Origin of the sequence: Pseudomonas sp. NFX5 (assembly GCF_049132125.1) — a bacterium.
Taxonomy (GTDB): domain Bacteria; phylum Pseudomonadota; class Gammaproteobacteria; order Pseudomonadales; family Pseudomonadaceae; genus Aquipseudomonas; species Aquipseudomonas marginalis.
On the sequence record NZ_JAFMZG010000044.1, the window covers coordinates 66,853 to 91,996 of the forward strand.

The following is a 25,144-nucleotide window of genomic DNA, read 5'->3' on the forward strand; positions in this document are numbered from 1 at the left end:
AAGCTACCTAGTTGGCTCGCGTCTCATATCGCATCTTGACCACTTCAACGAGCCGCTCCTGTCCACCATTCGTTCCGGAGAGACTGGTCGACCTGATTGATTGCCCACGGTAGGGCCCTTCGGCAGCAAACCAATTCTGCACCACGACCTTCTGGGTCGGTTGTTGACCGGACGTTGATCCAGTGGAAATTTCATTGGTGAAGCGACAGGTCTCGAATGTCCCGAGTGCTGTTTTGATCGTCTCGCGGCCGTGGTAGGTCAGCTTTTCTGATACCTCAAACTCAAGCGTGGTGCCGCCGCTGACGACCTGGTTCTTGTAACTGACGTCGACTGTCTGCCCGGGTTGTAAATCCAGCGGCGTGGTGGGAGGAGGGGTGTAAAGGGTCGTGGTCAACGAAGGCCCGGCACCGTGCCGATCACCATAGCGAATCAACTGGCCGTCCTTGATTTGCGCAAAGGTGGTCGTTAAATACACCGGCGAATTGCTTATGAACGTGGTGTGTAATGACGCCACCGGGTTGGCCCCGGCGAAGTCTTCATGGCCCAGCGTTTCGGTTTTACTACGATTGGTTACTGCAGAGGTGTTGTCGCGACTTTCAGACTCCACAACGGTGCCGGCCTGGAAATCCGCTTCATTGGTACACGGTGCCGAGGAGGCCGTTGCACCAACGGCTGCCTCGGTCCAGGTAGCGCTGGTGGTTAACAGCGAGATCAAGGCCATCGCCAGCGCAGCGTTCATTTCAATTTTTCTGGTGGTTATAGGTTTCAAAAAAAGCATCCCTGTTCAATACGATCGGCAGCGTCGAATAGCGTAGAAAAGACCTATTAGAGCGCGAACAACTGTGATCCAGCGCCAAAGCGCGATGCAATAGGGCAGCTGTGCTATTGAGTTATCTCGATAGCCCCGGTTTTATAAGCAGCCAACTACAGCAGCACCCTTTATCCGCTCGACCATCACCCTGGGTGCTAAGGATTTGCGGGAATAACATGACGTTAGTGAAAAAAACAGCAGCGACTACCCTGGTTTTAATCGTCACCCTGGGGCTGAGCATTCAAGCCTCGTCATTCGAGAGCGGAGCAGACAACAAGGTATTCGATGCCGCGAGTCTTGAGGTGTCGAACGTGCCGTTGGGCGCCTTTCCCTACATCGCCCTTCCCGACGGATATGTCATCGCCACCGCGCCCGATGTCTCCGACTTTGATCAGGTACCCTTCTGGACCGGTGATCGCCTGGCAGTAGTAGAAGGCAAGGTCTGGTCAGCCCATATCGACGCCGCGCAGGGCAAGGCGTTCTCCGACCTGGAATTGCAGCGCAACCTCGAGTCCGTCGTGTCCTCGTTGGGCGGCAGCAAGATCTTCGATGGCAGGATTCCGGAAGACCCCGGCCAGAAGATCAAAGAATGGCCGCGGGACTTCGCGCTCAAATACAACAGTGGCCTGGGGGACATTTGGAATAACGCCGCGCAGGTGTTTGTTATCCATCGCGCCGACCGCGATATCTGGATTCATTTGTGCAGCTACGCGTTCGGCGGCGGCCTGCTGATTGCCGAAACCAAACCGCTGCAAATAACGGCCAGCCTGTTGCCGGCCAGTGAACTGAAAGCGCAGATAGATAAAACCGGCAAGGTGGCATTGCACATCAACTTTGCGACTGACCAGACCCGCATCCTTCCGGGTTCACAGCCACAGATCGAGCAAGTGTTGTTGTTACTCAAGCAAAATACATCGTTGAAACTGGCCATTAACGGCTACACCGATCACACCGGTGACCCCGCGCACAACAAGACACTGTCATACGGCCGCGCCAAGGCCGTCGAGGCCGCCATCACCGCCAAGGGCATCGACGCGGCGAGGTTATCTGCGGCCGGGTTTGGCGAGGCTGACCCGGTGGCCGACAACGCCACCGAGGCAGGCAAAGCTGAAAACCGCAGGGTCGAGCTGGTCAAGCAAGACTAAGCGAACGCTCAGGACCAGGGGCGGCCCGGGCCGTCAAGACGAGACCCGTGATGGCTTCCGGCCGATGGCGAGCCCCAAACTATCACTGATGAAACCGCCGCCCCAACGCATCCAACCGCACCGCAATCGGCGGCAGCTGCTCGCTGCTCCTGGCCAGCATCTCCACGTCGTCAGCGGTGTTTTGAGCAATGCTCTGCACCGATTGCAAGCGCCCGACAATCTCCTGATTCGCCGAGGTCTGTTCGCGTGTGGTGGAGACAATCCGCCCATTCAGCGCATCGATCTGGGTAATGTCATTGCCCACCGCTCGCAGCATTTCCACTGCCAGCTGACTGTCCTCCACACACCGTTCCACGCCCTGGCGGCTGTCGTGCATGGCTTCCACGGCCTGGCGGCTGCCTTGCTGCAGGCCCTCGATGATGGTTTTGATTTCCTGGGTGGAAACGGCGGTGCGTTGCGCCAGGCTGCGCACTTCGTCGGCGACGACGGCGAAGCCGCGGCCTTGTTCGCCGGCGCGGGCGGCTTCGATGGCGGCGTTGAGGGCAAGGAGGTTGGTCTGGTTGGCGATGCTGCTGATGACTTCCAGTACCGAGCCGATTTGTTCGGCCTGGACCGCCAGGCCTTGCACGGTGTGGTTGGTGCCTTCCAGGCGTGTGGCCAGTTGGGTGATTTCGTGTTGGGCGCGGCCGACGCTTTCCTGGCCACGCAGGATTTGTTGGCTGGCGACGCCCGCGTGCTCAACCGCTTCTTCGACGTGCACCGTAATGTGGCCCATGGCGTCTTCCATGCGCTGCATGGAGTCGGTCATTTGCGCGATTTCGGCCAGTTGGTGGCGAGCACCTTTTTCCAGGGTGCCGCTGGCGTGGGCCAGTTCCTGGCCGAGTTGGCCGAGACCGTGGGAGTCGCGGGCGACGCCGTCGATGAGGTGGGTGATTTGTTGCAGGAAATGGTCGAAGCGCTTGGCAAGAGAGACGTGCACCTTACCTTCACCTTTGGCGCTGTCCACGGTGAATTGGGTGGTGACGGCGAGCATTTTTTCCAGCATTTCCTCGCTTTCCACCGCCTCGGCCTGGCTGTTTACCGCGAGGTAGAGCAGGGCGATGGTTTCCATCACGACGTAGAAGGCGTGGACAAATACCATGGTCCAACCGCCGTGATGCGCCATCACGAACACCGGGAAGCCTTGATGCTGCAACGCATGGAACACCACGTGGTGCACGGCAATCGTCAGGGCGGCCACCAGGATCGGCAGCCAGTCTCGATAGAACGTCAGTACCGCCAGCAGCGCGAAAATCCCGAAGTGCGCTTCGATCACGCCCTGGGCCTGGTTGATGTGCAGCGCCGCCATGACCATCAAGCCCGCGCCCAGTGCACAACGCATCACCCGCGTGCCGCCGATGGCGCGGTAGAGCGCGGTGAGCACCGTGCTGGTGCCTCCTCCCACGACAATTGCCTGGGTCAGGGTGTCGTGCCAGAACGCGAGCCCGACGGAGAACAGCGTCATCAGCCAGATCAACGCCAGCATGATGCGGTCGGCCTTGCGGTAGTGCTCCAGGAAACGTGCGCGTGCGGGCATTCACTCTTACTCCATGTGGTCTGGCAAGGATCAAAGCATGCGGCGTGCAGCTAAGGCCCGCATTCAGGCACTTTGCGGGTGCAGGGAAACCAAAAAGTTTATCGGCATCGGGGGAGGGGACTTTAAGCGCGAACGCGTTCGGAGGGGGCAGAACACATTCCTGGTGGCAAGCGGGGTGCAATGTGGGAGGGAGCAAGCTCGCTCCCACATTTAGGACCCCCGTTCGCCAGGTGGATCAGAAGCTGTACTTGGCCGTCAGCATCATGTTGCGTGGGGTGCCGTAGGCGTCGCCGCCATAGCTCACGGAGTTGGCGATGGTGGAGTAGTAGCGGCGGTCGAAGATGTTGTTGGCGTTGAGCTGCAGGTCGAGGTGGTCGTTGACCTTGTAGCCGGCCATCAGGTCGGTGACGGCGTAGGCGCCCTGTTGGAGGCGGTAGGTGCTGCCGTCAGCCAGCTTGACGTCGTTGTACAGGCGGCTTTGCCAGGAGATGTTGCCGCCCACGCGCAGTTTCTCCAGCGGGCCCTGGAAGTTGTAGCGGGTGGTCAGCTTGAACAGGTGCTCCGGAACGTCCGTGTCGTACTGCTTGTTGACCTTCTGCGGGTTGGCTTCATCCTTGATGGTGTGGGTACGCGCGTAGGTGTAGCCACCGCCGACCTGCCAGTTCTCGGTCAGCGCGCCTTGCAGTTCGAAGTCGATCCCCTGGCTGCGAATCTCGCCGGAGGCCTCATAGCACTCCGTCTGTGGGCAGTTTTGCACGGTCACCTGGGTGGCGCGGTTTTCCTGGTCGACACGGAATAGCGCCACGCTCGCATTCAGCGCGCCACCCAGGTACTCGCCCTTGATGCCGACCTCGTAGTTCTTGCCGACAATCGGCTTGACCGGAGTGCCGGAGGTGTCCTTGGCGCTCTGCGGCGTGAAGATGTCGCTGTAGCTGACGTACACCGAGTGGTGATCGTCCAGCTCGTAGATCAGCCCCGCGTAGCGGGTGAGGTTGCGGGTGACGTGATAGTCGCCGTCGTTGCTGCCATGGGCATCGTAGTCATACCAGTCCAGGCGCCCGCCCAGGATCAGCTTCAACGGGTCCGCCAGGCTCAGGCGCGTGGTCACGTAGACACCGTCCTGGGTGGTGACCTCGCGATCGTCCGTGGTGTGGACGAAGTCCGGTTTGCCCGCGGTGAGGGGCCAGTTGGTGTCGTAGGGGCTGTAGTTGTGGGTGGTCATGTCGTAGATGCGTCGGCTGGCGCCCACCACCAGTTCATGGGTGCGCCCGAATGCCTGGAACGGGCCGCTGGCAAAGGCGTCGACGCCGGCCTGGTTTTCATCGTAGGCGGCCTGGTAGACCGTGCGCGCCAGGGTGTTGTTGACCCAGCGCGACTGGTAGGAGCCGGAAAACAACGCGTTCTGTTCGGCGTAGTTGGCGTTGACCTGAAGCTTCCAGTCATTGGCCAGGCGCTGGCGCAGTTCGGCGAAGACCGTGTTGATTTCCTGGTCCTTGTTCTCCCAGTCGGTACCGGGATTGTAGGAGCGCGGCAGGTCCAGGTGATGGCCGTCCTGGCCGATCATCGACGAGCCCCAGAAGTAGTTGGTCTTGTCCTTCTGGTTCGAGAAACCGAGGGTGAGGGTGGTGTCTTCGCTCAGGTCGGCTTCGGTGACGGCATAGAACAGGCCGTGATAGGACTCGGCGTTGTCGATGAAGCTGTTGGCGTCGCGGTAGGAGGTGACCACCCGGCCGCGCCAGGTGCCGCTGTCATTGAGCGGGCTGGAGGCGTCGAGCTCGCCACGGTAGTCATCCCAGCTGCCGGCGGCGCCGGTGAGGGTGACTTTCTGTTCGTCCAGCGGCCGCTTGCGGACCAGGTTGATGGCCGCCGACGGGTTGCCCGCACCGGTCACCAGGCCGGTGGCGCCACGCACGACCTCGACACGGTCGAACATCGCCAGGTTCGGCTGGGCGCCTACGGAAACGCCGTTGTAGCCGCTGGGAATGCCGTCGTACATCAGGTTGTCGATGTCGAAACCGCGTGAGGTGTAGGACTGCCGGCCCGGGCCGTTGGAATAATTGAGGAATAGCCCAGGCGTGGCATTGACCACGTCGTTGATGCTGGTCATCCCCTGGTCATCCATGCGCTGGCGTGTGATGACGGTGACGGCCTGCGGGGTTTCACGCAGGGTGAGGGGCAGTTTGGTCGCGGTTTTCATCGCGCCGGTGGTGTAGGACTGCGTACCCTCGGTGGTTTCGCCCAGTTGCTGCTCGCCGGAGATCTGGGTCGCACCCAGTTCCAAGGTGGTTGCCGGCGTTTCAGCGTCGGCGGCGAAGGCCGCGTGCGAAGTGGCGAGACACACCGCCAAAGCAATCAGACTGGGTGTAAAACCTTTACCGCCGTGTTGTTGCACAGACATGGAACGGACTCTCCCCTAAGTGCCGTCCTTGGCGAATAATAAATCTGTTGATAATTATTCGCATTAGTTTGGCAGATTAAACCTGTCGGAAAAAGCCTTTGGGGAGAATTAGTTAACGAATTTTTCACATCTGCAGGGCAGGCTTTTGGCCATTACCTGCCGTCGGCGAGTGCTTTTTTTGCGTGTTCAATCGCGCTTCGGAATCGCCATCCGACTCGTCGCCTTCACCTCGCGCAGCGCCAGGCTCGACTGGATCGACGCAATCCCCAGCTGCCGTCGCAGCACGCTTTCCACAAACTCGCTGTAGCTGTCCAGATCCTCCGCCAGCACCTGCAAGAGGTAATCCGCGTCGCCGGTGATCTTGTGGCACGCCAGCACCTGAGGAAGCTCCTTCACCACTGCTTCGAACGCATCCGGCGCGTGGTCGGTGTGGATCGCAAAACGCACATGCACAAACGCCATGATGTCCAGGCCGAGCAGCTTGCGATCGAGGTTGGCCTGGTAGTCCTTGATCACGCCTTCTTCCTCCAGGCGTTTGCGCCGACGCCAGCAGGGGGTAAGGCTCAGGGCCAGGCGCTCGCTCAGTTGGGCGTTGGAAATACTCGCGTCTTCCTGCAGCAGGGCGAGGATGGCGAGATCGGTGTCGTCCAGAACGACCTGTTTGGTTTTATTTTTCATATTTGGCTGTAACCAGGGTAAAAACACCCGATAAAGCTATCAGTGTAAGAAGTAAAAGCAAAGAAAGCCCTGCTCACCCAGAACAAAATAGACCCTGTCTTTTTCTGGCGGATGTATCCAAATGCTGACTGTTTTTAGTGATGACCACCGTTTGCACCACGGCACCGAACTCAAGGACGGCGTGCTCAAGCCCTCATTCGAACAACCCAGCCGCGCCGACACCGTGCGTGACCGCGTCCGACACGTCGGGCTGGGCGATATCATCGTGCCGCGCCGCTTCGAGCGCGCCTGCTACGTCAACGCCCACAGCGAGCGCTACGTCAGCTTCCTCGAAACCGCCTGGGCCGAATGGACCGCCATCGGCCGCCGCCATGACGCGCTGCCGCTGGTGTGGCCGGTACGCGACCTGGCCAATGAGCAGGTGCCGGATTTTATCGACGGCAAACTGGGCTTCTTTGCCATGGACGCCGGCTCGCCGATCACCGCCACCACCTGGCAGGCGGTCAAGACCAGCGCGGACATCGCGCTCACCGGCCTGGCGCTGATCGACGAAGGCCATCACAGCGCCTTCGCCCTGTGCCGCCCACCGGGGCACCACGCGGCCCGCGAATACATGGGCGGTTATTGCTACCTCAACAATGCCGCGATTGCCGCGCAACAGGCCATCACCCAAGGTGCCAGGCGCGTGGCGGTGCTGGATGTGGATTTCCACCACGGTAACGGCACGCAGAATATTTTCTACGACCGCGCGGATGTGCTGTTCATTTCCCTGCACGGCGACCCGTCGGTGTCCTATCCGTACTTTTCCGGCGCCGACAGCGAACGCGGCGCAGGTACGGGGGAGGGCTTCAACCTGAACTACCCCTTGCCGAAAAACACCACGTGGGACCATTACAAAACCGCGCTGAACCACGCCTGCCAGCAACTCAAACACTTCGCCCCCGAGGTGCTGGTGATCTCCCTCGGCGTCGACACCTTCAAGGACGACCCCATCAGCCACTTCCTCCTCGACAGCCAGGACTTCCTCAGCATGGGCGAAATCATCGCCGGGGTCGGCGTGCCGACGCTGTTCGTGATGGAAGGCGGCTACATGGTCGACGAGATCGGCATCAACGCCGTCAACGTCCTGCACGGCTTCGAAAGCAAGACTGCCTGACCTAATAACAACACTCGCTCGATTTTTTTTCTGCCAAAACTCAAAAACATAACAAGAGGTTTTGTGATGAAAACAACCACGTCCGGGCTGTGTGAAAAGCCTGCATTGCAACGCACCCTGAGCAACCGCCACATCCAGCTGATGGCCATGGGCGGTGCGATCGGCACCGGCCTGTTCATGGGCTCCGGCAAGATCATCGCGTTGTCCGGCACCTCGATCATCCTGATCTACATGATCATCGGGCTGTTCGTGTACTTCGTGATGCGCGCCATGGGTGAGCTGCTGCTGTCCAACCTCAACTTCAAGAGCTTCGCCGACTTTGCCGGCGCGTACCTGGGCCCGCGTGCGGCGTTCTTTCTCGGCTGGTCGTACTGGCTGAGCTGGAGCGTGGCGGTGGTGGGGGACGCGGTGGTGGTCGGCGGGTTTTTCCAGTACTGGTTCCCCCATGTGCCGGCATGGATGCCGGCGGTGGGTATGCTGTTGACGCTGTTCGCGTTGAACGTGCTGACGGTCAGGCTGTTCGGCGAAGTGGAGTTCTGGTTCGCGATCATCAAGATCATCGCGGTGCTGACCCTGATCGGCGTGAGCGTGGTGCTGATTGCCAGCTCGTTTGTCTCGCCCACCGGGGTCACGGCCTCCGTGAGCCACTTGCTGGACAAACAGGCGGCGTTTCCCAATGGCCTGTTCGGTTTTTTCGCCGGCTTCCAGATGGCGATCTTTTCCTTTGCCGGCACCGAACTGATCGGCACCGCAGCCGCCGAAACCCGAGCACCGGAGAGGACCTTGCCCAAGGCGATCAACTCGATTCCGCTGCGCATCATCCTGTTCTACGTGCTGGCCCTGGCGTGCATCATCGCGGTCACTTCGTGGCAACAGGTGTCGCCGAGCAAGAGCCCGTTCGTGGAACTGTTCCTGGTGGCGGGCTTTCCAGCGGCGGCGGGGATCGTCAATTTCGTGGTGCTGACCTCGGCGGCCTCGTCGGCCAACAGCGGGGTGTTCTCCGCCAGCCGCATGTTGTTCGGCCTGGCTGACCTGGGGGACGCCCCGGGTATCTTTGGACGCTTGTCGAAAAGCAGCGTGCCGTTTATCAGCCTGGCCTTCACCACTTTGCTGATGCTGCTGGGCCTGGTGTTGCTGTTTGTGGTGCCGGAGGTGATGACCGCCTTCACGATTGTGTCGACGGTGTCGGCGATCCTGGTGATTTTCACCTGGTCGACCATCCTCGCGTCCTACATTGCGTACCGCAAAAAGCGCCCTGACCTGCACGCCAGATCCCTCTACAAGATGCCCGGTGGTGTGCCGATGGCCTGGTTTTCCCTGGCCTTCATGGCCTTCGTCCTCGGCCTGCTGGCGTTGCGGCCGGATACACGCCTGGCGCTGTACGTGATGCCGGCCTGGTTTATCTGGCTGGGCATTGCCTTTCAGTTTTCACGCTTCAAGGCGGCCGGGGTGGTCAATCCCGGTCATAGGTGATTCACGGGTTCCCTAGAACTCCATTCTCAGGCCGACCGTGCCCTGGCGGCCGTTGAAGGTGTTGCTGTCCAGGTTGCGGTTGTAGCCCACCTCGCCGTACAGGCTGATGCCCGTGGCCACCTTCAGCGTGGCGCCGGCGCCCAGGTCCAGGGTGGTGGACTTCTGCTCGGTGTCGATGGCTGTCACACCGTTGAAGGTGACGGTGTTCTGCCCGGCACTGGTGTGCCAGACATTCGCCCGTACGTAGGGTTGAAGCGGCATGCTGCGGACCTGATAGTCACCGCGCAGGCGCACCCCGAGGCGGCTGGTGACGTTAGTGTCGGCGTCATAGGAAACGTCGGAGATCCCGTCGTTTTGCTTATCCAGTCTGGTCTTGCCGACGATCAGTTGCGCCTGGGGTTCAACCACCCAGTTACCCATCCCGGCAAACGGCCAGCCGACTTCGGCGGACGCCGTGACATTGTGCCCCCGGGTGTCCATCTTCACGCCACGATCCGACTCGTTATTGCCGTCGAAGCGGGTGCCCATCAATACCAGGTCGAGGTAGGCCTGGTTGGCGCCGATCAGCGTCCAGTAGACCCCCAGGCTGTCCCCGCGCAAGGTGGTCTTGCCGGCGTCCTTGTCCTGCCAGCCGCCGTTGAAGCCCTTGATGTTGCCTTTGAGGGTGCTGTGGCCGACGAAGAACCCGCTGCGTTGGGTCAGGCCATTGTCGTAGGTGCTGGCGTACAGGTCGGTACCCACCTGGAAGCCGGTCACCGAACTGTCGAGCGACGGGCTGACCGTCCCGGTAAAGCTCTGGCGCGTGCTGTTGCCGTAGGTCCGTCCCCAACCCGACGTGAGTGCACCGCTGTGCAGTTGCTGGCTCTGGTCGCCCATGCGTTGGTGAAAGGTGCCGAGCATGCCCTGCACGAGTTGCTGTGCGGCGGGAAACAACGCAGCGTAGATCGGCACTTCCGGACGATAAATAGGGATCGGTTCGGTCCCGGGATTGGGCGGCAGCGGTGGTTCACCGGGAACCGGGGTGGGTAACGGCACGATAATCACCGGGCCAGGCGGCACCACGGGGATCGTCGAGCGCAGGTAGTAGTTCTCCGCCGTACCGGCCGTGACACCGCCTTTGAACAGGTAGTAGTCGAACGCGCCGGCAGGTACCGGGCCCGCCAGTGTAAATGCGCTGCCACTGCCAGACGCGCCGTTGAGGGCCTGCACCACCTGGATGCCGTCCTGCAGGGTGGCCGCGCCCGCGCCGCCGAGGTTGGTGACGCTGATGGCGGTGGTACCGGCGAGGGTGCCCTGGTTGATGATCAGTTTGTCGCTGGGGGAATCATCCGCGCCCAGGGCGCTTTGCAGTAAAAGCCGTCCATTGTCGCCGGTGTAATTGCCATTGATGGTCAAGGTGTCGCTGGTGCGGGTGTTGCCGGTGGTCATGTTGAGGGTGCCGCTGTTGGTGACGTTCACCCGTTGGCCGGCCGTAAACGGGTCGATCACCCCGGTGCCGATCAACAGTTCACTGGTCCCGTCGATGCTCAGGCTGCCCGTGCCGGTGTCGCTGTCACCCAGTTTCAGCGTTCCGCCCAGGATCAGCTGCGACTGGTTGTCCAGCCGAATGCTCTCCCAGTTGGAAAACAGGCCCGGATCGCCTGCCTTGGTATTGTCCAGTGTGAGCGTGTCGACACCCAGGCCAGCGTCGATCAACTGCGCCGCGGCCAGTTGGGTATTGACCAGGTTTTGCAGCACCGCCGTGTCGTCACCGGCGCCCAGCAGTACGAACGAATGCAGGTTGCCACCGGTCCATTCGAAGTGATCGTCGCCAAAGCTGAGGAGTATCTGGCCGTTGACGTCACCACCGGACACCGCCACGTGATCGTTGCCCCCGCTGACACTGATATTGCCGCCGACGAAGGCCGTGCCCGAGATCAGGATGGTGTCGTCGCCGAAGCCGGTTACCAGGTTGGCGATGATGCTGCCACCCGACATATCGAACAGGTTGTTGTCGAGTTTCATGTCGACTCGGCCAATGCGGCCGCCGCTCATCTTGGCCCGGTCGCCATCCTCGAAAGCACCGTCGATGATGCCGCCGCTCATGTTGAAGTCGTCCAGCCCATCGCCCTGGGCCAGTGACGCAATCCTGCCGCCGCTCTGGGCGTAGCTGTCGACGCCTGCGCCCTGGCTGACGGCGCCGGCCTGGCCGCCGCTGATCTGCGCCACATCCGCGCCCGAGCCCTGGCTGACGCTGCCGGTGATGTTGCCCAGGTTGAGCCGGAAAATATTACTGCCATCGCCCTGGTTGAGGTTGCCATCAATCCCGGCACTGGGCCCGTTCACATCCACCAGATCGTTGCCGGCGCCATAGGTGACATTCCCGGTAATCCGCCCCGTGGCGCTGAGGTTCAGGGTGTTATTGCCGGCACTGTCGGTAAAGCCTGGTGCCGTGCCGCTGTCGCAGGAAGAGAGGTCGTCGCCGGCGGTGTTGCTGATGGTGCACGCCCCGTAAGAGGCGCTCGGCAGTGTCGCCAGGGCAATCAGGTACAACAGGGTCGGAGTCCGTGAGCGCATGATCCATCCTCGTGCGAGGGGAAAGTTGCCCCGGCACCGGCAAAGGCCGGTGCAGGCCAGACCATGACAACGTGACACGCGATACGGAGCAGGGAGTGCGGGTTACCTGTTCGAAAACACCGGCCAATGCAAGGAGTTGGCATGGCTTTCTCGACTGCACTTCAACGGGTGCAGCGCTTTTTGCACCCTAGCCATACATCGTGCAGGGCGCTACTGTCAGAGTTGACAGGTATAGACGAGCTGCCGATCTTACGAAAACACAATCTCGTAAGGCTCGCGCATACGCTCCAGCAGCACCTGGGCCAATATCGGCGCCAGGCCGATCTGCGGGTCGCCCGCCAACTGGCTGGCATACGCATGGACGGCGTGGAGTTTGCGCGCCACGGTCCAGGTGTCCAGGCGTACCTTGCGCGCCCGCTGCCAGGGGATCGTCGCACCCTCGCGGGCGGGGCAGTGCCAGGCCCAGATCGGCAGTTCATAGAGCTGCGCGCCCACCAGCCTGCAGGCGTTGGCGCTGGCACGGCCGACGGCCTCATGGTCGTCATTGCCGTCGTTGCGCCAGGTGGAAAACACCACATCGCCCGGTTGCAGGTAGCGCGCGATAAATTGGCTCAGTTGCGGTTCGCGGGCGGCGAGGGCGTTGTCGCAGAAACCGCCGCGAATCCACTTCAGGCTGTGCAAGGGCATGCCCAGGCGGCGCAGCGCCTCGGCGCTTTCCTGGGGCCGCACCACACTCAGGCGGCTGGCTGGCCACACGTGGGACCCCGGGTGGCTGGCACTGCCGTCCGTGATGGAGATCATTTGCAGGGGGTGTTCCAGGGTGCTGAGCAATTGCAGTAGACCACCGCAGGCCACCACCTCGTCGCCGGGATGGGGCGCGATGATCACCACGCGCGCGCCAGCGGGCACCAGGGAGGTGGTAGAGATAGGCGGGATTTGCGCCAGCTGCGGTGCGCTGTTCCAGATTTGCGCGGGGCCGCGACGGCCTTCACTGAGGGAGGCAGGCTTCATGGGCGTTACGTCCTTGTCGATTGATGCTGGGTCGTGCCCCGTTGACGGGACGACTCTATTTATTCACCACAGACTCCGCCGTGGTGCACGCGTGGTAATCCAACCCTGAATTACCAGCAAGGCGTCATCAGCATAGACAAGGATTGGTCGCTTTTACATTTTGCAATGTCGTTTTTTTCAAGACGCGCACATCAGGCTCTTCAAATAATCGCCGAACCCGCCCTGGGCACGGGCCTCCAGGCGCGCGCTGGTGATGACTTGCGGGGCGTGGCTCCAGGCGATGGACGCCCCGCAGCGCTCGAGGTCGCGCACCAATTGCACATCTTCGTGACAGGGCAGCGGTTCGAACCCTCCGGCCCGCACATAGGCCCCGGCACTGATGCCCAGGTTGGCGCCATGGATATGCCGGTGGCCGTCACGGGCGTGGTACGCCTGCTGGTAACGGATCTGCGCCGCCGGGTCGAACCCTTCGCTCCAGGCGTCGACGGTCACGGTGCCGCACACCGCGTCGGCGCCCAGTGCCAACTGGGCCACCAGCCAATCGGGGGCCACGCGGCTGTCGGCGTCGGTGCATGAGATCCAGCGCGCACCCTGGTTGAGCAGGTGTCGCGCACCCACCCCGCGCACATGGCCCACATTGCGTGCCTGCACCTCCAGGCGCTGCACCGGGAACCCCTCGGCAATCGCCGCACTGGCGTCGCTGCAACTGTCGAGCAGCACCAGGATCTGCACCGCTTCACCCAGCAGGCCTGGATGACGGGCAGCCACCAATGCGGCCTCCAGACACTCGCCGAGCAGCGCCTCTTCGTTATGTACCGGGATCAGAATACCGATCATCGCAGGCCCTCAAGGGTGGCAACCGAAGTGCCGTCACGGCTCCACAGGTCGAGTAGAAAGTCGGGTTCGTGGTGGGTGGCGACCAGGGGCATCCCCAGCCGCTCATGGAGCAGGGCATGCACCTGTTCGGCGGTCTGCGGGCACCCGTCGATCGTCGGGCGCCAGTGGCAGGCCAACACCTGGCCGCTGGCGGTGAGGCTGCCGAGGGCGCGATCGATCAAGCGGCACAGGTCATCGCGGTCGAGGTAGTAGCACAGCTCGCTCAAGACGATCAGATCGAATTCGCCGGTCGGCCATTGCCCGGGCAGGCGGCTCTGCTCCACCCGGGCATGGGCAAAGCCCAGCAAGCGGCTGCGTGCCAGGGCGACGGCGGCCGAGGCGGTGTCGCAACACAGCAGGTGATCACAGCGCGGGGCCAGCTCGAAGCTCAATTCGCCATTGGCGCAACCGGGTTCGAACACCGAGGCATAGCGTGGCCGAGTCAACAGTGCCAGGGTCAGCGCCCGTTTGCGACGCTCGTACCAGCGTTGGCGAAAGGCCCAGGGGTCGTCGTTACCGGCAAACAGTTGATCGAAATACGGTGTCGCCACACTCATACGAATACCACTTCAAAAGGTTGTAGCAGACGCTCCACCACATAGGGCGCCAGCACCGGCGGCAGGCCGATCTGCGGGTCACCCTCCAGCTGGCTGGCGAACGCATGGATGGCGTGGCGCTTGCGCGCGACGGCTTCACAGGTCAGGGGGATTTTGCGGGCACGGTGCCAGGGCACCAGGCTGTTCTCGGGAGACGCCCAGTGCCAGGTCCACACCGGCAGCTCATAGAGGGCCGCACCCACCGCGTGCGCTGCCTTGGCGCTCGCGCGGCCAACGGCCTCGTGGTCGCAATGGCCGTCTTCGCGCCAGGTGGTAAACACCACATCCGTGGGTTTGAGGTGGCGCTGGATAAAGGCGCTGAGCTGCTCTTCCCGCGCCGCGACCTGGCTGTCGCTGAAGCCGGCCCGCAACCATTTCAGGCTGTGCAACGGCACACCCAGGCGATACAGGGCCTGGGCCGACTCCTGGGGGCGCACCACGCTCAAGCGCTCCACCGACCAGTGGGTGGAGCCGGGGTGACTGGCGCTGCCATCGGTGACCGAAATCAATTGAATGGGCCGGCCCAGTTCGGCCAAGCCCTGCAACAGGCCGCCGCAGCCCAGCACCTCGTCATCCGGGTGTGGGGCGATGATGACCGCGCGGTGGCCCTCGGGTACCAATTGTTCGACGCTGATCTGCGGCAGTTCGGCCATCAGCGGCGAGTCCTGCCAGCGCTGCAGGGGCGTGCCCTGGCCGACGATAGGGTTGGGTTTCATAACTGCCACCTCCCTGTGGGTTCCCCGGCGACCAGTTCGCCGAGGCCGGCCAGGTCGCGTTCGGCATGACTCTGGCGGACATACACCGGCAGGTCCGCCATCAACTGGGCGAAGTGCGGATCCTTGCAGTACGGACCCGCGCCCACGGCTCTGCCCACATGCCGCATGACCTGCTCGACGGTGTCCTCGATGCTCGCGCGCACTTGCTGGGCCAGGTGCCGGGCATTGGCCCTGGGGTAGCGATCGATCTGTTCAGCGCTGGCCCGCAGCACACAGGCAGCGCTGTTCAAGGTGCTGTCGACCGCGCCCAGGTGGGCGAGGGCGTGGGGCTCCGAACGCCTGCTGCAGTGATCGCGCAACACTTCGGCCAGGCGTTGTGCGGCACCGTACCAGCAGGCGGCGATACCGATGCCGCCTTGCCAGAACCCGGGGCGCGCGAGGTAGTCGCCGGGGCCGCCCACGGCAAGGCCATGGGCACCGTCAAAGACGACCTCGACGCTGCCGGTGGCGGCCATGCCCACGGCATTCCAACCGTCGTGGGTGACCGTGATGCCCGGTTGATCCATCTGCACCGCGACCAATTGCTGGCCGCCTTGTTCATCCCACGCCGTCAACAAACCATGGCTGAGCACCGCCGCCCCGGAACACCAGGCTTTACGCCCGTCCAGACGCAGGCGATGACCCTCGCAGCGCACCTGCACCTTGGCATTCGGCGGTTCTGCGGCCCACATGCCCCACAGACTGCCCAAAGGCGGCGCCGGGCTGCGCAGCTCGGCAATGATCGCCAACGCATCGGTGTGGCCTTCGAACAGCTTGCACAAGCGCAGGTCATGGCCAGCCACCTGCGCCAGGCGACTGAACCGCCCGAGGGTGTCGCCGCTGCCAGGCAGCGGCAACTGATCGAGGCCTTCCTCCTGAAGTGCCCTCAAGGCCTTGGCCAGGGCCTGCGTGTCCGCATAGCCCTGGAAGCCTTGAAGGAATCCATGCAGTGCCATGTCACACCTCGTCGTCACGCTGCAGTTCGAACAGCAGCAGGGAGCGGCCGGTCACACCGTACTCGTGGTCGAACTCGAAGCGTTCCTGGCCACGTACCGCCGGCTCGTTGGTGTCGAGCATGCAGGTCCAGAACTCACCCTCCGGCACCGGCGGCAGGCGGAAATTGACCACGTCGTGGTGGGCGTTCACCACCAGCAACAAGGTGGCGTCGGCACCGGCGCGGCGAATCCCGGTTTCCTGGGCGCGGCCATCCATCAGCATGCCCAGGCAACGGCCGTGGCTGTCTTCCCATTGCTCGGTGGTCATCTCGGTGCCAGCCGGCGACAGCCAGGTGACGTCCTTGACGCCGATGTCTTCGTTGTAATCGCCCACCAGGAAGCGCCCACGACGCAGGATCGGGTAGGCCAGGCGCAGCTTGATCAGGCGCTTGACGAACTTGAGCAACGCCTTGCCGTCCTCGTCCAGGTCCCAGTTGACCCAGCCGATCTCGCTGTCCTGGCAGTAGGCATTGTTGTTGCCGTGCTGGGTGCGCGCGAACTCGTCACCGGCGACCAGCATCGGCGTGCCCTGGGCCAGCAGCAGCGTGGCGAAGAAGTTGCGCATCTGGCGCAGGCGCAGTGCGTTGATTTCCGGGTCGTCGGTGGGGCCCTCGACGCCGTGGTTCCAGGACAGGTTGTTATTGCTGCCGTCCTGGTTGTTTTCGTCGTTGGCTTCGTTGTGCTTGTCGTTGTACGACACCAGGTCATGCAGGGTGAAACCGTCATGGGCGGTGATGAAGTTCACCGAACTGTACGGGCGGCGGCCACGGTGGTTGAACATCTCGCCCGAGGCGGTCATGCGCCCGGCGAAGTCCGCCAGTTGGCCGTCATCGCCTTTCCAGAACGCGCGTACGGTGTCGCGGAAACGGTCGTTCCATTCAACCCACCCCGGCGGGAAGTTGCCCACCTGGTAGCCACCGGGGCCGCAGTCCCAGGGCTCGGCAATCAGTTTGAGCTGGCGCAGCACCGGGTCCTGGCGGCAGGCCACGAGGAAGCTGTGGCGTTCATCGAAGCCATCGCGGTAGCGGCCGAGGATGGTCGCCAGGTCGAAGCGGAAGCCGTCGACGTGCATCTCGTTGGCCCAGTAACGCAGGGAGTCGGTGACCATCTGCAGTACGCACGGGTGGCTCAGGTCCAGGGTGTTGCCGGTGCCGGAGTCGTTGATGTAGAAGCGCTTGTCATCGGGCATCAGCCGGTAGTACGAGGCGTTGTCGATGCCGCGCATGGACAGGGTCGGGCCGCGTTCGTTACCTTCGGCGGTGTGGTTGTAGACCACGTCGAGGATCACTTCCAGCTTCTGCTCGTGCAGGTGCGCGACCATCTCCTTGAACTCGGCGATCTTGCCGCTGGCCAGGTAGCGCGGGTCGGGGGCGAAGAAGGCAATGCTGTTGTAGCCCCAGTAGTTGGTCATGCCTTTTTCCAGCAGGTGCTGGTCGTTGACGAAGGCGTGCACCGGCAGCAATTCCACCGACGAGATGCCCAACTGGCGGATGTGCTTGAGCACATCATCTTCCATCAACCCGGCACAGGTGCCGCGCACGTCTTCGCCCACCGAAGGGTGGCGCATGCTGATGCCGCGCAGGTGGGTTTCGTAGATGATCGTACGGTCCCACGGCACCCGCACCGGCTGGTCGTTGCCCCAGGTGTGCGCCGGGTCGATGACCTTGCACTTGGGCACGAAGGGCGCACTGTCACGCTCGTCGAAACTGAGGTCGTCGTCCGGGTGGCCGATGGTGTAGCCGAACAGCGCTTCGGACCATTTGAGTTCGCCCACCAGTTGCTTGGCGTAGGGGTCGATCAGCAATTTGTGGTGGTTGAAGCGATGACCATTGGCCGGATCATACGGCCCGTACACGCGGTAGCCGTAGATCAGCCCAGGGTGGGCGTCGGGCAAGTAACCGTGGAAAATTTCGTCGGTGTATTCGGGCAATTCGATGCGCTCGAGTTCCACTTCGCCGGTGTCGTCGAACAGGCATAGTTCGACTTTCTCGGCGTTGGCCGAGAACAGCGCAAAGTTGACACCCAGGCCATCCCAGGTCGCGCCGAGGGGGAAGGGCAAACCTTCACGAATCCGCGACGGCTCGCTGCCCGGCGTCGAAGGGGTCTTATGGGGTTTGCTCATTGAGTTGCTCCTGCAAGGCTGTTTTTTCGGGCCGAACGCGGCCGTGCTGACGAGTTTTCAGCGGATGATAAGAAGAGTGAAATCACCTTTTGCCGACCGCGCCGGCAAAAGGTCGATGGCGCCGTGCGCGTTAAGCCTTGGGCTTTTTCGGCGCGGGTGGCTTCTTGGCCGCCGGCGGCGCCGGCTTGCTCGCGGCTGGCTTGGCTTTCGCCGCAGGCTTGGGGGCGGTCTTGGGCTTGGCGGCGGGCTTGGGTTTGCTCGGCGTCAGCGCTTCGGCTTCGGCCAGTTTGCGCGCCATCTCCCAGTGGCGCGCGTCTTCCCCGTGGGGTTTGCCTTCAGACTCCCAGATCTGATGCGCCAGTTCGCGTATGCGTTTGTCTTCAGTACTCATCACAATGCTCCTCACAGAAAATTTTCAGCTTTCTTGATCATCAGGATTGATAAAGACATTGACCGGGAAATCCCCCAGGGCAGTGCTGATCAACAGCTCCTTGTCTGGTGTGACTGCGCCTGTATGAAAAAGTCCCTTCCAGTTTTGCGTTGGTGCGGCGAACGGTAATTTCACCCGTGTATCGCCCCAAACCCGCGCATTGATCTGGGGACGCACACCGTTTTCAAGCAGCTCATGGGACCAGCGTGGCACCACCACCAGCACGCGTTTGCCCTGGTGTTCGCGGCAGAATGCGACCACCCGCTCGGCGTGTTGGCCGACCACTTCCAACGCTGTATAGCGGCCGCTGCGGAACACCTGCGGATGGGCCTTGCGCAAGGCCAGTACCTGGGCAATCAAGGTTTGCTTGATACGCCCGTCACGCCAGTTGAACAACAGTTCGCCGATATCCGGCGGGGTATTGAGTGCCTGTTGCCGCGCGGTGAAATCCACCGGGCGACGGTTGTCCGGGTCCACCAGGCTGAAGTCCCAGAACTCATCGCCCTGGTACAGGTCCGGCACACCCGGCACGGTAAGGCGAAGCAAGGTTTGCGCCAGCCCATTCAGTGCGCCGGCGGGGGCGATGGCCTGGGCGGCGTTATTGATCGCGCTGCGCAGGGGCCGACCTTCCTCCGTGAGCAGCAGGCGGGTGAGAAAAGCCTCGACACCCTGTTCATAGGCCTCATTGGGCGCGCTCCAGCTGCTCTGCAACTTGGCTTCGCGCAGGGCTTTTTGTTGCCACTGCCACAGGCGCTGGTGATAGCCCTCGAAGTCCTCGGCCTGGTCCAGCGGCCAACTGCCCAGCAATACCTGATACAGGATCAGCTCGTCGCCGGCCGACGGTGTGGTCGCGTCGTCGCGCAACGGCGCCGCCAGGGTACGCCAATGCTCCACCTGCTCGACGTACCACGGCGCACACTCGCTGAGCACAGCCAGGCGCGCCCGGGTGTCTTCGCCGCGCTTGTGGTCATGGGTGGCGGTGGCCAGCAGGTTGTCAGGGAAGGCCTGCAAGCGCTGTTGGTTGATGGCATGAAACTCGGCCAACGGCGCGCTGAACTGCTCCGTACTGAAGCCCACATCGTTGCGCGACAGCAGCACGGCCGAGCGGTAGAACGCGGTGTCTTCCACGGCCTTGGCCGCTGCCGGCGAGGTCAGTTGCTGGAAGCGCACACAGGCATGCTTGAGCATCTTGCGCTCGCGGCCCACCGGGCGATTGCGCCAGGGTTGGCCGCCGAGCCAATTTTCCAGATGCTCGAGCACCGGCCAGTCGCCCTCGCCAAGGGTCGTGCGGGCGCCGTCCATGGCCTGCTGGAACACCTTGTCGTCATCTGCGCTGCGACCACGGGCACTGATATAGGTGCGGTATACCGGGAAGTGCACGATCAGTTCCTGCAATGCGCGACGGATCGCGCCGAGGGTCAGGTCGCGGGTCATCACGTCGTCGCGGGCCACTTGCAACAGGGCCTGGGCCACGCTTTCAAAGTCGCCGCCCAGGGAGCCGTTGAGGATTTGCTGGCGGGCCAGCCGCGCCTCTTCGATAAACGCCGAGGGCCGTTCGCTGTGGCGCGTCCATAAGTCCGCCAGCGGCGCAAAGCCCTCGGGATGGTGTTGCAGCAGCGACAGTTGGTTCATGAATTCGTAGCCGGTGGTGCCGTCCACTTGCCAGTCTTCGCGAAGGGTTTCCCCCTCGCCGAGGATTTTTTCGACGAAGATCGGCAAGTGCCGCTCGGGCGACAGCGTATCCACCCGACGGCGCAGCTTGCGGCAGTAACCGCGCGGGTCGGCCAGGCCGTCGATGTGGTCGATGCGCAGACCATCCACCAGGCCTTCGCTGATCAATTCGAAGATCTTGCCGTGGGTGGCTTCGAACACTGCGGTGCGCTCCACGCGCAGCCCGCCCAGTTCGTTGACGTCGAAGAAGCGCCGCCAGTTGATATCGTCCGCCGCCGTGCGCCAGCTGGCCAGGCGGTAGGCCTGTTGCTCGAGCAACTGGTGCAGGCGCTTGAAGCCCTCGGGCGTGCGTCCGTCGAACTCGGTCAGCCGGCGTTCGATAAGCTCGAGGACTTCGGTGGCGCGCTCGGCCAATGCCTGCTTGAGCCAGGCGGCTTCGGCGTAGGCGTCATCCTGATAGGCCAGGGCGCTGAAGCGGTCGGCCAGGGGTTTGAGCAGCTCGTCGGTGCCGAGGATCGCCGCGTAATCCCGTGGGCAGATCGGGAAGCGGTGTTCGTAATGCTCAACATGAAACGCGCCGTGGGCGGCATCGAAATGCAGCGTCAGCGTGCCGCTCTGCAAGGCTTCGCCGTAGTCGCTGCCGAGAAAGGGCATGAGCAATTGGCCCTTGAGCAGCGGGTCGGGGGAGTGCCACTGGATATCGAAGAATTCGCTGTAGGGACTCAGCCGGCCCCATTCCAAAAGGTCCAGCCACCAAGGGTTGTCAGCGCCGCCCACGGCCATATGATTGGAGACGATATCGAGGATCAGCCCCATATCGTGCTCGCGCAGGGCCGCGACCAACCGGCGCAAGGCGGCTTCGCCACCCAGCTCGGGATTGACGCTGGTGGGGTCGACCACATCGTAGCCGTGCATCGAGCCGGCGCGGGCACTCAGCAGTGGCGAGGCATATAGATGGCTGATGCCGAGCCGGGCGAAGTACGGCACCAGCGGCACAGCATCGTCCAGGGTAAAACCTTTGTGGAATTGCAGGCGCTGGGTAGCGCGCAGGGGCAGGGCTTTCATCGGTCACGCTCGTAGGCTTGGTTGCGCGCGACGGCCAGCAGTTCAAGGCGGCGCGCGGCACCGGCGTTGTCGAGCAGGCTGGAGGCCTCGCCCGGCAGACGGCGGCGCCAATTGGGGTGGGTGTCGGTGGTGCCGGGCAGGTTGGCCTGTTCTTCCAGGCCCAGGGCATCTTCCAGCGGCAACAGCACCAGCGGCGCACGGGTGTGGCCGAGGTAGCGCACGCTGGCGTCGATCATATGGTCGGTTTCATTGCGGATCTCATCGACGAAGTTCTGCGGGTCCTGGCTCAAGGCCTGGCGCAGCGCCTGGCGTTCACGCAGGCGGTGCTCGCTCCATTGCTCCACGGTGGGCGCATCGATCAGGCCCAACTGGACGTTCCAGTCGATATCGCGGCTGTGCCACCAACCGTTGAGGGTCGGCAAGTCGTGGGTGCTGGTGGTGGCCAGGGCGTTGTCCGGCCAGTCGAGGATCGGCTTGAACTGGCCATCGTGGCCCTGTTCGAACAACAGCACGCGCATGCCGAGGATCGAGCGGGCGATGAGTTTTTCGCGCAGCCCATCGGGCACTGTGCCGAGGTCTTCACCGAGCACGATCGCCTGGTGGCGGTGGGATTCCAGCGCCAGCAGGCGCAACAGGTCGTCCACCGGGTAATACAGGTAAGCGCCCTCACGCGGCGAGGCGTCCATGGGGATCACCCACAGGCGTTGCAGGCCCATTACATGGTCGATGCGCAAGCCGCCGGCATGGGCGAAGTTGGCCCGCAGCATCTCGATAAACGCGCGGAAACCGTTGCGCTTGAGACCTTCGGGCGAGAACGCGGAAATGCCCCAGCCCTGGCCGGCACGGTTCAGGATGTCGGGTGGCGCGCCCACGGTCAGGTCGGCCAGCAACTCATCCTGGCGGCTCCAGGCCTGGCTGCCACCGCCGTCGGCACCGACGGCCAGGTCAGCGATCAAGCCGACGCCCATGCCGCTGCCTTTGGCGGCTTGTTGGGCGCGCTCCAGGCAACGGGCGATCAGCCATTGGCCAAAGGCGTAGAAGCCGATCTCGGCGTGGTGCTCTTCGGCGAACGCAACCAGCGCAGGGCTTTGCGGCGAGCGCCACTCTTCAGGCCAGTGGCGCCAGTCAAGGTCCTCGCCTGCAGTGGCGCGCACTGCCTGCACGGCTTCGAAGCGACAATGGTTTTCCAGCGCCTCGCCACCGGCCTGGCGAAAGCTCAGGAAGTCGGCATGCTGCGGGTGATGGCCGTGACGGAAGTCTTCATACAGAACGCGCAACAGCCGCTGTTTGGCTCGCGCAGCGGCCGGCCAGTCGATCAGGCTGTGCTGTTCCAGCGCGCGCAGCTCTTCTTCCAGGCCAAGGGCTTCAATCGCATTGCGCACCTCACGTTCGCCGAGAATGCAGGCGGGCGAGGCATACAGGCTGTTGAGGAACAGGCGGCTGGACGGCGAGTACGGGCTGTAGCGCTCGGTATCGGCGCTGAACATCGCGTGCATCGGGCTGATCGCCAGGGCATCGGCGCCGCGTTCGGCGGCGGAACGGACCAGGTGTTCCAGGGCCAGGGTGTCGCCGAAACCGCCATCGCCCAGGCGGCGCAGTGAATACAGCTGGGCGCTCAGGCCCCAGGCGCGGGCGGGGCGGTTGTCCACCGCTTCGGCCACGCTGTAGCAATGGGTGGGCGCGACCGCCAGGGTAAAGCTCTGGTTGTCGATCTGCACCTGGTGGTAGCCCAGGGCGATAACCCCGGGAAGCACGGCATCGCCGTCGAGGCGCAGTTCCAGGCTTTCGCCGTCTTCGAGGTTGACCCGGCACAGGGTGTCGGGTTCGAAGTAGCGCGCCAGGTCGAGGCCTTCGCCGCTGTCGACGGTCATCAGGGGCGGCAGGTGCTTGTCTTGTTGCACCCGCTCCAATTCAAGCAGGCTGGCGTTGATGTCGGCATCGTTGTCGGCCGGGTGGCCCAGGCCTTTGAGAACCGCGCGCAGGGCGTCGGGTGTCACTCGTTGCGGGCGGCCGTTTGCGTCGATCCAATCGACGGCCAGGCCCGCGCGGCTGGCGAGGATTTCCAGGTTCGCTTCGCTCAAGGGTGCTCTCCAACAGGGGATAAAGTGACGCGGGCGCTGAAGGGCGGCAGTTGCGCACCTTGCAGGGCCGGCGTTTCGAACAGGACCGGCGCGGTGGCCGGGTGATCCAGCGGCGTGGCGCTCAGGTTCAGGTCGATCTGCAACAGGCTGCCGTTGCCCAGGCGCCAGCGCGCACTGACGGCGGCGTAGGCCAGCACCTGCGCGCCCAATGCCACGGCGCCAGGCAGGTGCGGCACGATATGGCGATGGCGCAGGCCCAGCAGTTGGCGGTAGAGCTCGGCGTGTGGGGTGTCGGCGATCACCGGGGCCGATTGCGCGAATGTCGACAGTGCGTTGGGATCCGGGATGCGTTCACGGCGCTCGGGGTCATGGAACGCGGCGAAGTCGGCAAATTCATTGCGTCGGCCTTCGCGTACCGCTTCAGCCAGTTCACCGTGGTGGTCGGTAAAAAACAGGAACGGCTCGCTCGCGTTCGCCTCATCCCCCATGAACATCAGCGGAATCATCGGCGACAACAGCAGCAGGACGGTTGCAGCCTTGAGCGCCTGGGGCGAGCAGAGCTGGTGCAGGCGCTCGCCCAGGGCGCGGTTGCCTATCTGGTCGTGGTTCTGCAGGAACGCGACGAAGGCCGTGGGCGGCAAGTCAGCGCTCGGTTCGCCGCGCTCGTGGCCATGGCGGGTGGTGTGGCCCTGGTAGATAAACCCTTCGCCCAGGCAACGGGCGAGTTTGGTGGTGGGATCCTGGGCAAAGTCGCTGTAATAGGCATCGGTCTCGCCGGTCAGCAACACGTGCAGCACGTTATGGAAGTCATCATTCCATTGCGCGTCGAAATCCTCCTTGAGCAGGCTGGCCTGGTTCAGCTCGTTTTCCAGCACCAGCCACACCTGCCGACCGGTATCCACCTGCTGGCGTACCCGATGCGCGAGTTCCTGGAGGAAACCGGGGTTGTCGATGGCGTGCACCGCGTCCAGGCGCAGGCCGTCGAAGCGGTACTCAAGCAGCCACATCAGCGCGTTATCGAGGAAGAAATTCCGCACCTCACGGCGCTCGAAGTCGATCCCGGCGCCCCATGGGGTGTGCACGTCTTCCTGGAAGAAGCCCTTGGCATACTGGCCCAGGTAATTGCCGTCAGGGCCGAAGTGGTTGTAGACCACGTCGAGAATCACGGCGAGGCCGTGTTCGTGGGCGCTGTCGACCAGGTGCTTGAGTTGCTCGGGCGAGCCGTAGGAAGACTGCGGTGCGTAGGGCAGTACACCGTCGTAACCCCAATTGCGCTCACCGGGAAATTGCGCCAGTGGCATCAATTCAATCGCGGTGACGCCCAGCTCGGCCAGGCGTGGCAGGTGCTTTTCGACTTCGGTGTAGCCCCCCATCGCGCCGACGTGCAATTCGTAGATCACGGCTTCGTGCCAGGGGCGGCCTTGCCAGTTGGCGTGACGCCAGGTGTAGGCGAGCGGGTCGACCACCAGGCTCCAGCCATGCACGTCCGAGGCCTGGGCCCGGGACGCGGGGTCGGGAACGTCCATTTCCCCATCGATGTTGTAGCGATAGCGCGTGCCCGCCGGGCATTTCACTTCAGTCTCGAACCAGCCATCTGCCTGGGGCAGCATGGCGATGGATTTACCGTTTTCCAATTCAACGCTGACATAAAACGCGTCTGGCGCCCACAAGGCAAAACGCGTGTGTTGCGCGTCCAGCATGATTGCGCCGTGGGGCCAGGTTTCCAAAGTCCGTAACGGCATCTATGAA

18 protein-coding genes are annotated in these 25,144 nt (G+C 63.0%); 3 read left to right on the forward strand and 15 right to left on the reverse strand.

Features of this window, described 5'->3' with window-relative positions; translation table 11 throughout:
* Positions 1-7: 7 nt before the first annotated feature.
* A complete protein-coding gene (locus J1N02_RS28275; RefSeq protein ID WP_169899615.1) occupies positions 8-721 on the reverse strand; it encodes a hypothetical protein in 714 nt (237 codons plus the stop codon).
* Between the two features lie 266 nt (positions 722-987).
* On the opposite strand from J1N02_RS28275, the gene J1N02_RS28280 reads away from it, so the two are divergent.
* Positions 988-1,956: an OmpA family protein gene (locus J1N02_RS28280; RefSeq protein WP_074846916.1), complete on the forward strand. Its 969-nt coding sequence runs from the start codon at positions 988-990 to the stop codon at positions 1,954-1,956.
* Between the two features lie 82 nt (positions 1,957-2,038).
* Here J1N02_RS28280 and J1N02_RS28285 read toward each other — a convergent pair whose 3' ends face one another.
* The 3 genes from J1N02_RS28285 to J1N02_RS28295 all read right to left on the reverse strand — a co-directional run bounded on the left by J1N02_RS28285 (position 2,039) and on the right by J1N02_RS28295 (position 6,608).
* Positions 2,039-3,532 (reverse strand): methyl-accepting chemotaxis protein, encoded by a 1,494-nt coding sequence (locus J1N02_RS28285; protein ID WP_421148078.1) that lies wholly within the window; start codon positions 3,530-3,532, stop codon positions 2,039-2,041.
* A gap of 235 nt (positions 3,533-3,767) precedes the next feature.
* The gene (locus tag J1N02_RS28290; protein WP_414887166.1) at positions 3,768-5,930 is read right to left on the reverse strand and encodes a TonB-dependent siderophore receptor; all 2,163 of its coding nucleotides are present in this window, start codon (positions 5,928-5,930) and stop codon (positions 3,768-3,770) included.
* A gap of 186 nt (positions 5,931-6,116) precedes the next feature.
* Positions 6,117-6,608 carry an Lrp/AsnC family transcriptional regulator gene (locus J1N02_RS28295; protein WP_027606753.1) on the reverse strand — a complete coding sequence of 164 codons (492 nt, stop codon included), beginning with the start codon at positions 6,606-6,608 and terminating at the stop codon, positions 6,117-6,119.
* Positions 6,609-6,729: 121 nt separating this feature from the next.
* On the opposite strand from J1N02_RS28295, the gene J1N02_RS28300 reads away from it, so the two are divergent.
* Positions 6,730-7,764 carry a histone deacetylase family protein gene (locus tag J1N02_RS28300; RefSeq protein WP_027606752.1) on the forward strand — a complete coding sequence of 345 codons (1,035 nt, stop codon included), beginning with the start codon at positions 6,730-6,732 and terminating at the stop codon, positions 7,762-7,764.
* A gap of 66 nt (positions 7,765-7,830) precedes the next feature.
* On the forward strand, positions 7,831-9,237 hold the full coding sequence (locus tag J1N02_RS28305) for an amino acid permease (RefSeq protein WP_027606751.1): 1,407 nt from the start codon (positions 7,831-7,833) through the stop codon (positions 9,235-9,237).
* 12 nt (positions 9,238-9,249) lie between these two features.
* Here the strand turns inward: J1N02_RS28305 and J1N02_RS28310 are convergent, their stop codons facing one another.
* The 11 genes from J1N02_RS28310 to treZ form a co-directional block, all read right to left on the reverse strand.
* A complete protein-coding gene (locus tag J1N02_RS28310; protein WP_092357044.1) occupies positions 9,250-11,793 on the reverse strand; it encodes an autotransporter outer membrane beta-barrel domain-containing protein in 2,544 nt (847 codons plus the stop codon).
* 249 nt (positions 11,794-12,042) lie between these two features.
* The gene (locus tag J1N02_RS28315; RefSeq protein ID WP_027606749.1) at positions 12,043-12,804 is read right to left on the reverse strand and encodes a PIG-L deacetylase family protein; all 762 of its coding nucleotides are present in this window, start codon (positions 12,802-12,804) and stop codon (positions 12,043-12,045) included.
* Between the two features lie 177 nt (positions 12,805-12,981).
* Positions 12,982-13,641: a glycosyltransferase gene (locus J1N02_RS28320; RefSeq protein ID WP_027606748.1), complete on the reverse strand. Its 660-nt coding sequence runs from the start codon at positions 13,639-13,641 to the stop codon at positions 12,982-12,984.
* Complete coding sequence (locus J1N02_RS28325; RefSeq protein WP_027606747.1) at positions 13,638-14,237, reverse strand: SAM-dependent methyltransferase; 600 nt, start codon at positions 14,235-14,237, stop codon at positions 13,638-13,640. The genes J1N02_RS28320 and J1N02_RS28325 overlap by 4 nt, the downstream gene beginning before the upstream one ends.
* Positions 14,234-14,992, reverse strand: coding sequence for a PIG-L deacetylase family protein (locus tag J1N02_RS28330; RefSeq protein WP_421148079.1), 759 nt, complete (start codon positions 14,990-14,992; stop codon positions 14,234-14,236). Before J1N02_RS28330 ends, J1N02_RS28325 begins: the two co-directional genes overlap by 4 nt.
* Positions 14,989-15,987, reverse strand: a complete 999-nt coding sequence (locus J1N02_RS28335; RefSeq protein WP_421148080.1) for an acyl-CoA dehydrogenase — start codon at positions 15,985-15,987, stop codon at positions 14,989-14,991. Before J1N02_RS28335 ends, J1N02_RS28330 begins: the two co-directional genes overlap by 4 nt.
* Position 15,988: 1 nt before the next feature.
* Positions 15,989-18,148 carry a glycogen debranching protein GlgX gene (glgX, locus tag J1N02_RS28340; protein WP_027606744.1) on the reverse strand — a complete coding sequence of 720 codons (2,160 nt, stop codon included), beginning with the start codon at positions 18,146-18,148 and terminating at the stop codon, positions 15,989-15,991.
* 130 nt (positions 18,149-18,278) lie between these two features.
* Complete coding sequence (locus tag J1N02_RS28345) at positions 18,279-18,539, reverse strand: DUF2934 domain-containing protein (RefSeq protein ID WP_027606743.1); 261 nt, start codon at positions 18,537-18,539, stop codon at positions 18,279-18,281.
* Between the two features lie 24 nt (positions 18,540-18,563).
* On the reverse strand, positions 18,564-21,314 hold the full coding sequence (locus J1N02_RS28350) for a malto-oligosyltrehalose synthase (protein WP_421148081.1): 2,751 nt from the start codon (positions 21,312-21,314) through the stop codon (positions 18,564-18,566).
* Positions 21,311-23,395, reverse strand: a complete 2,085-nt coding sequence (gene malQ / locus J1N02_RS28355; protein ID WP_421148082.1) for a 4-alpha-glucanotransferase — start codon at positions 23,393-23,395, stop codon at positions 21,311-21,313. The genes J1N02_RS28350 and malQ overlap by 4 nt, the downstream gene beginning before the upstream one ends.
* Positions 23,392-25,137 (reverse strand): malto-oligosyltrehalose trehalohydrolase, encoded by a 1,746-nt coding sequence (gene treZ / locus J1N02_RS28360; protein ID WP_421148083.1) that lies wholly within the window; start codon positions 25,135-25,137, stop codon positions 23,392-23,394. The genes malQ and treZ overlap by 4 nt, the downstream gene beginning before the upstream one ends.
* Positions 25,138-25,144: the final 7 nt, after the last annotated feature.

Excerpts from the sequence above, each read along its gene's own strand:
- J1N02_RS28275 (WP_169899615.1), bottom strand. The coding sequence starts at position 721 with ATGGCCTTGATCTCGCTGTTAACCACCAGCGCTACCTGGACCGAGGCA.
- J1N02_RS28280 (WP_074846916.1), top strand. The coding sequence starts at position 988 with ATGACGTTAGTGAAAAAAACAGCAGCGACTACCCTGGTTTTAATCGTC.
- J1N02_RS28285 (WP_421148078.1), bottom strand. The coding sequence starts at position 3,532 with ATGCCCGCACGCGCACGTTTCCTGGAGCACTACCGCAAGGCCGACCGC.
- J1N02_RS28290 (WP_414887166.1), bottom strand. The coding sequence starts at position 5,930 with ATGTCTGTGCAACAACACGGCGGTAAAGGTTTTACACCCAGTCTGATT.
- J1N02_RS28295 (WP_027606753.1), bottom strand. The coding sequence starts at position 6,608 with ATGAAAAATAAAACCAAACAGGTCGTTCTGGACGACACCGATCTCGCC.
- J1N02_RS28300 (WP_027606752.1), top strand. The coding sequence starts at position 6,730 with ATGCTGACTGTTTTTAGTGATGACCACCGTTTGCACCACGGCACCGAA.
- J1N02_RS28305 (WP_027606751.1), top strand. The coding sequence starts at position 7,831 with ATGAAAACAACCACGTCCGGGCTGTGTGAAAAGCCTGCATTGCAACGC.
- J1N02_RS28310 (WP_092357044.1), bottom strand. The coding sequence starts at position 11,793 with ATGCGCTCACGGACTCCGACCCTGTTGTACCTGATTGCCCTGGCGACA.
- J1N02_RS28315 (WP_027606749.1), bottom strand. The coding sequence starts at position 12,804 with ATGAAGCCTGCCTCCCTCAGTGAAGGCCGTCGCGGCCCCGCGCAAATC.
- J1N02_RS28320 (WP_027606748.1), bottom strand. The coding sequence starts at position 13,641 with ATGATCGGTATTCTGATCCCGGTACATAACGAAGAGGCGCTGCTCGGC.
- J1N02_RS28325 (WP_027606747.1), bottom strand. The coding sequence starts at position 14,237 with ATGAGTGTGGCGACACCGTATTTCGATCAACTGTTTGCCGGTAACGAC.
- J1N02_RS28330 (WP_421148079.1), bottom strand. The coding sequence starts at position 14,992 with ATGAAACCCAACCCTATCGTCGGCCAGGGCACGCCCCTGCAGCGCTGG.
- J1N02_RS28335 (WP_421148080.1), bottom strand. The coding sequence starts at position 15,987 with ATGGCACTGCATGGATTCCTTCAAGGCTTCCAGGGCTATGCGGACACG.
- glgX (WP_027606744.1), bottom strand. The coding sequence starts at position 18,148 with ATGAGCAAACCCCATAAGACCCCTTCGACGCCGGGCAGCGAGCCGTCG.
- J1N02_RS28345 (WP_027606743.1), bottom strand. The coding sequence starts at position 18,539 with ATGAGTACTGAAGACAAACGCATACGCGAACTGGCGCATCAGATCTGG.
- J1N02_RS28350 (WP_421148081.1), bottom strand. The coding sequence starts at position 21,314 with ATGAAAGCCCTGCCCCTGCGCGCTACCCAGCGCCTGCAATTCCACAAA.
- treZ (WP_421148083.1), bottom strand. The coding sequence starts at position 25,137 with ATGCCGTTACGGACTTTGGAAACCTGGCCCCACGGCGCAATCATGCTG.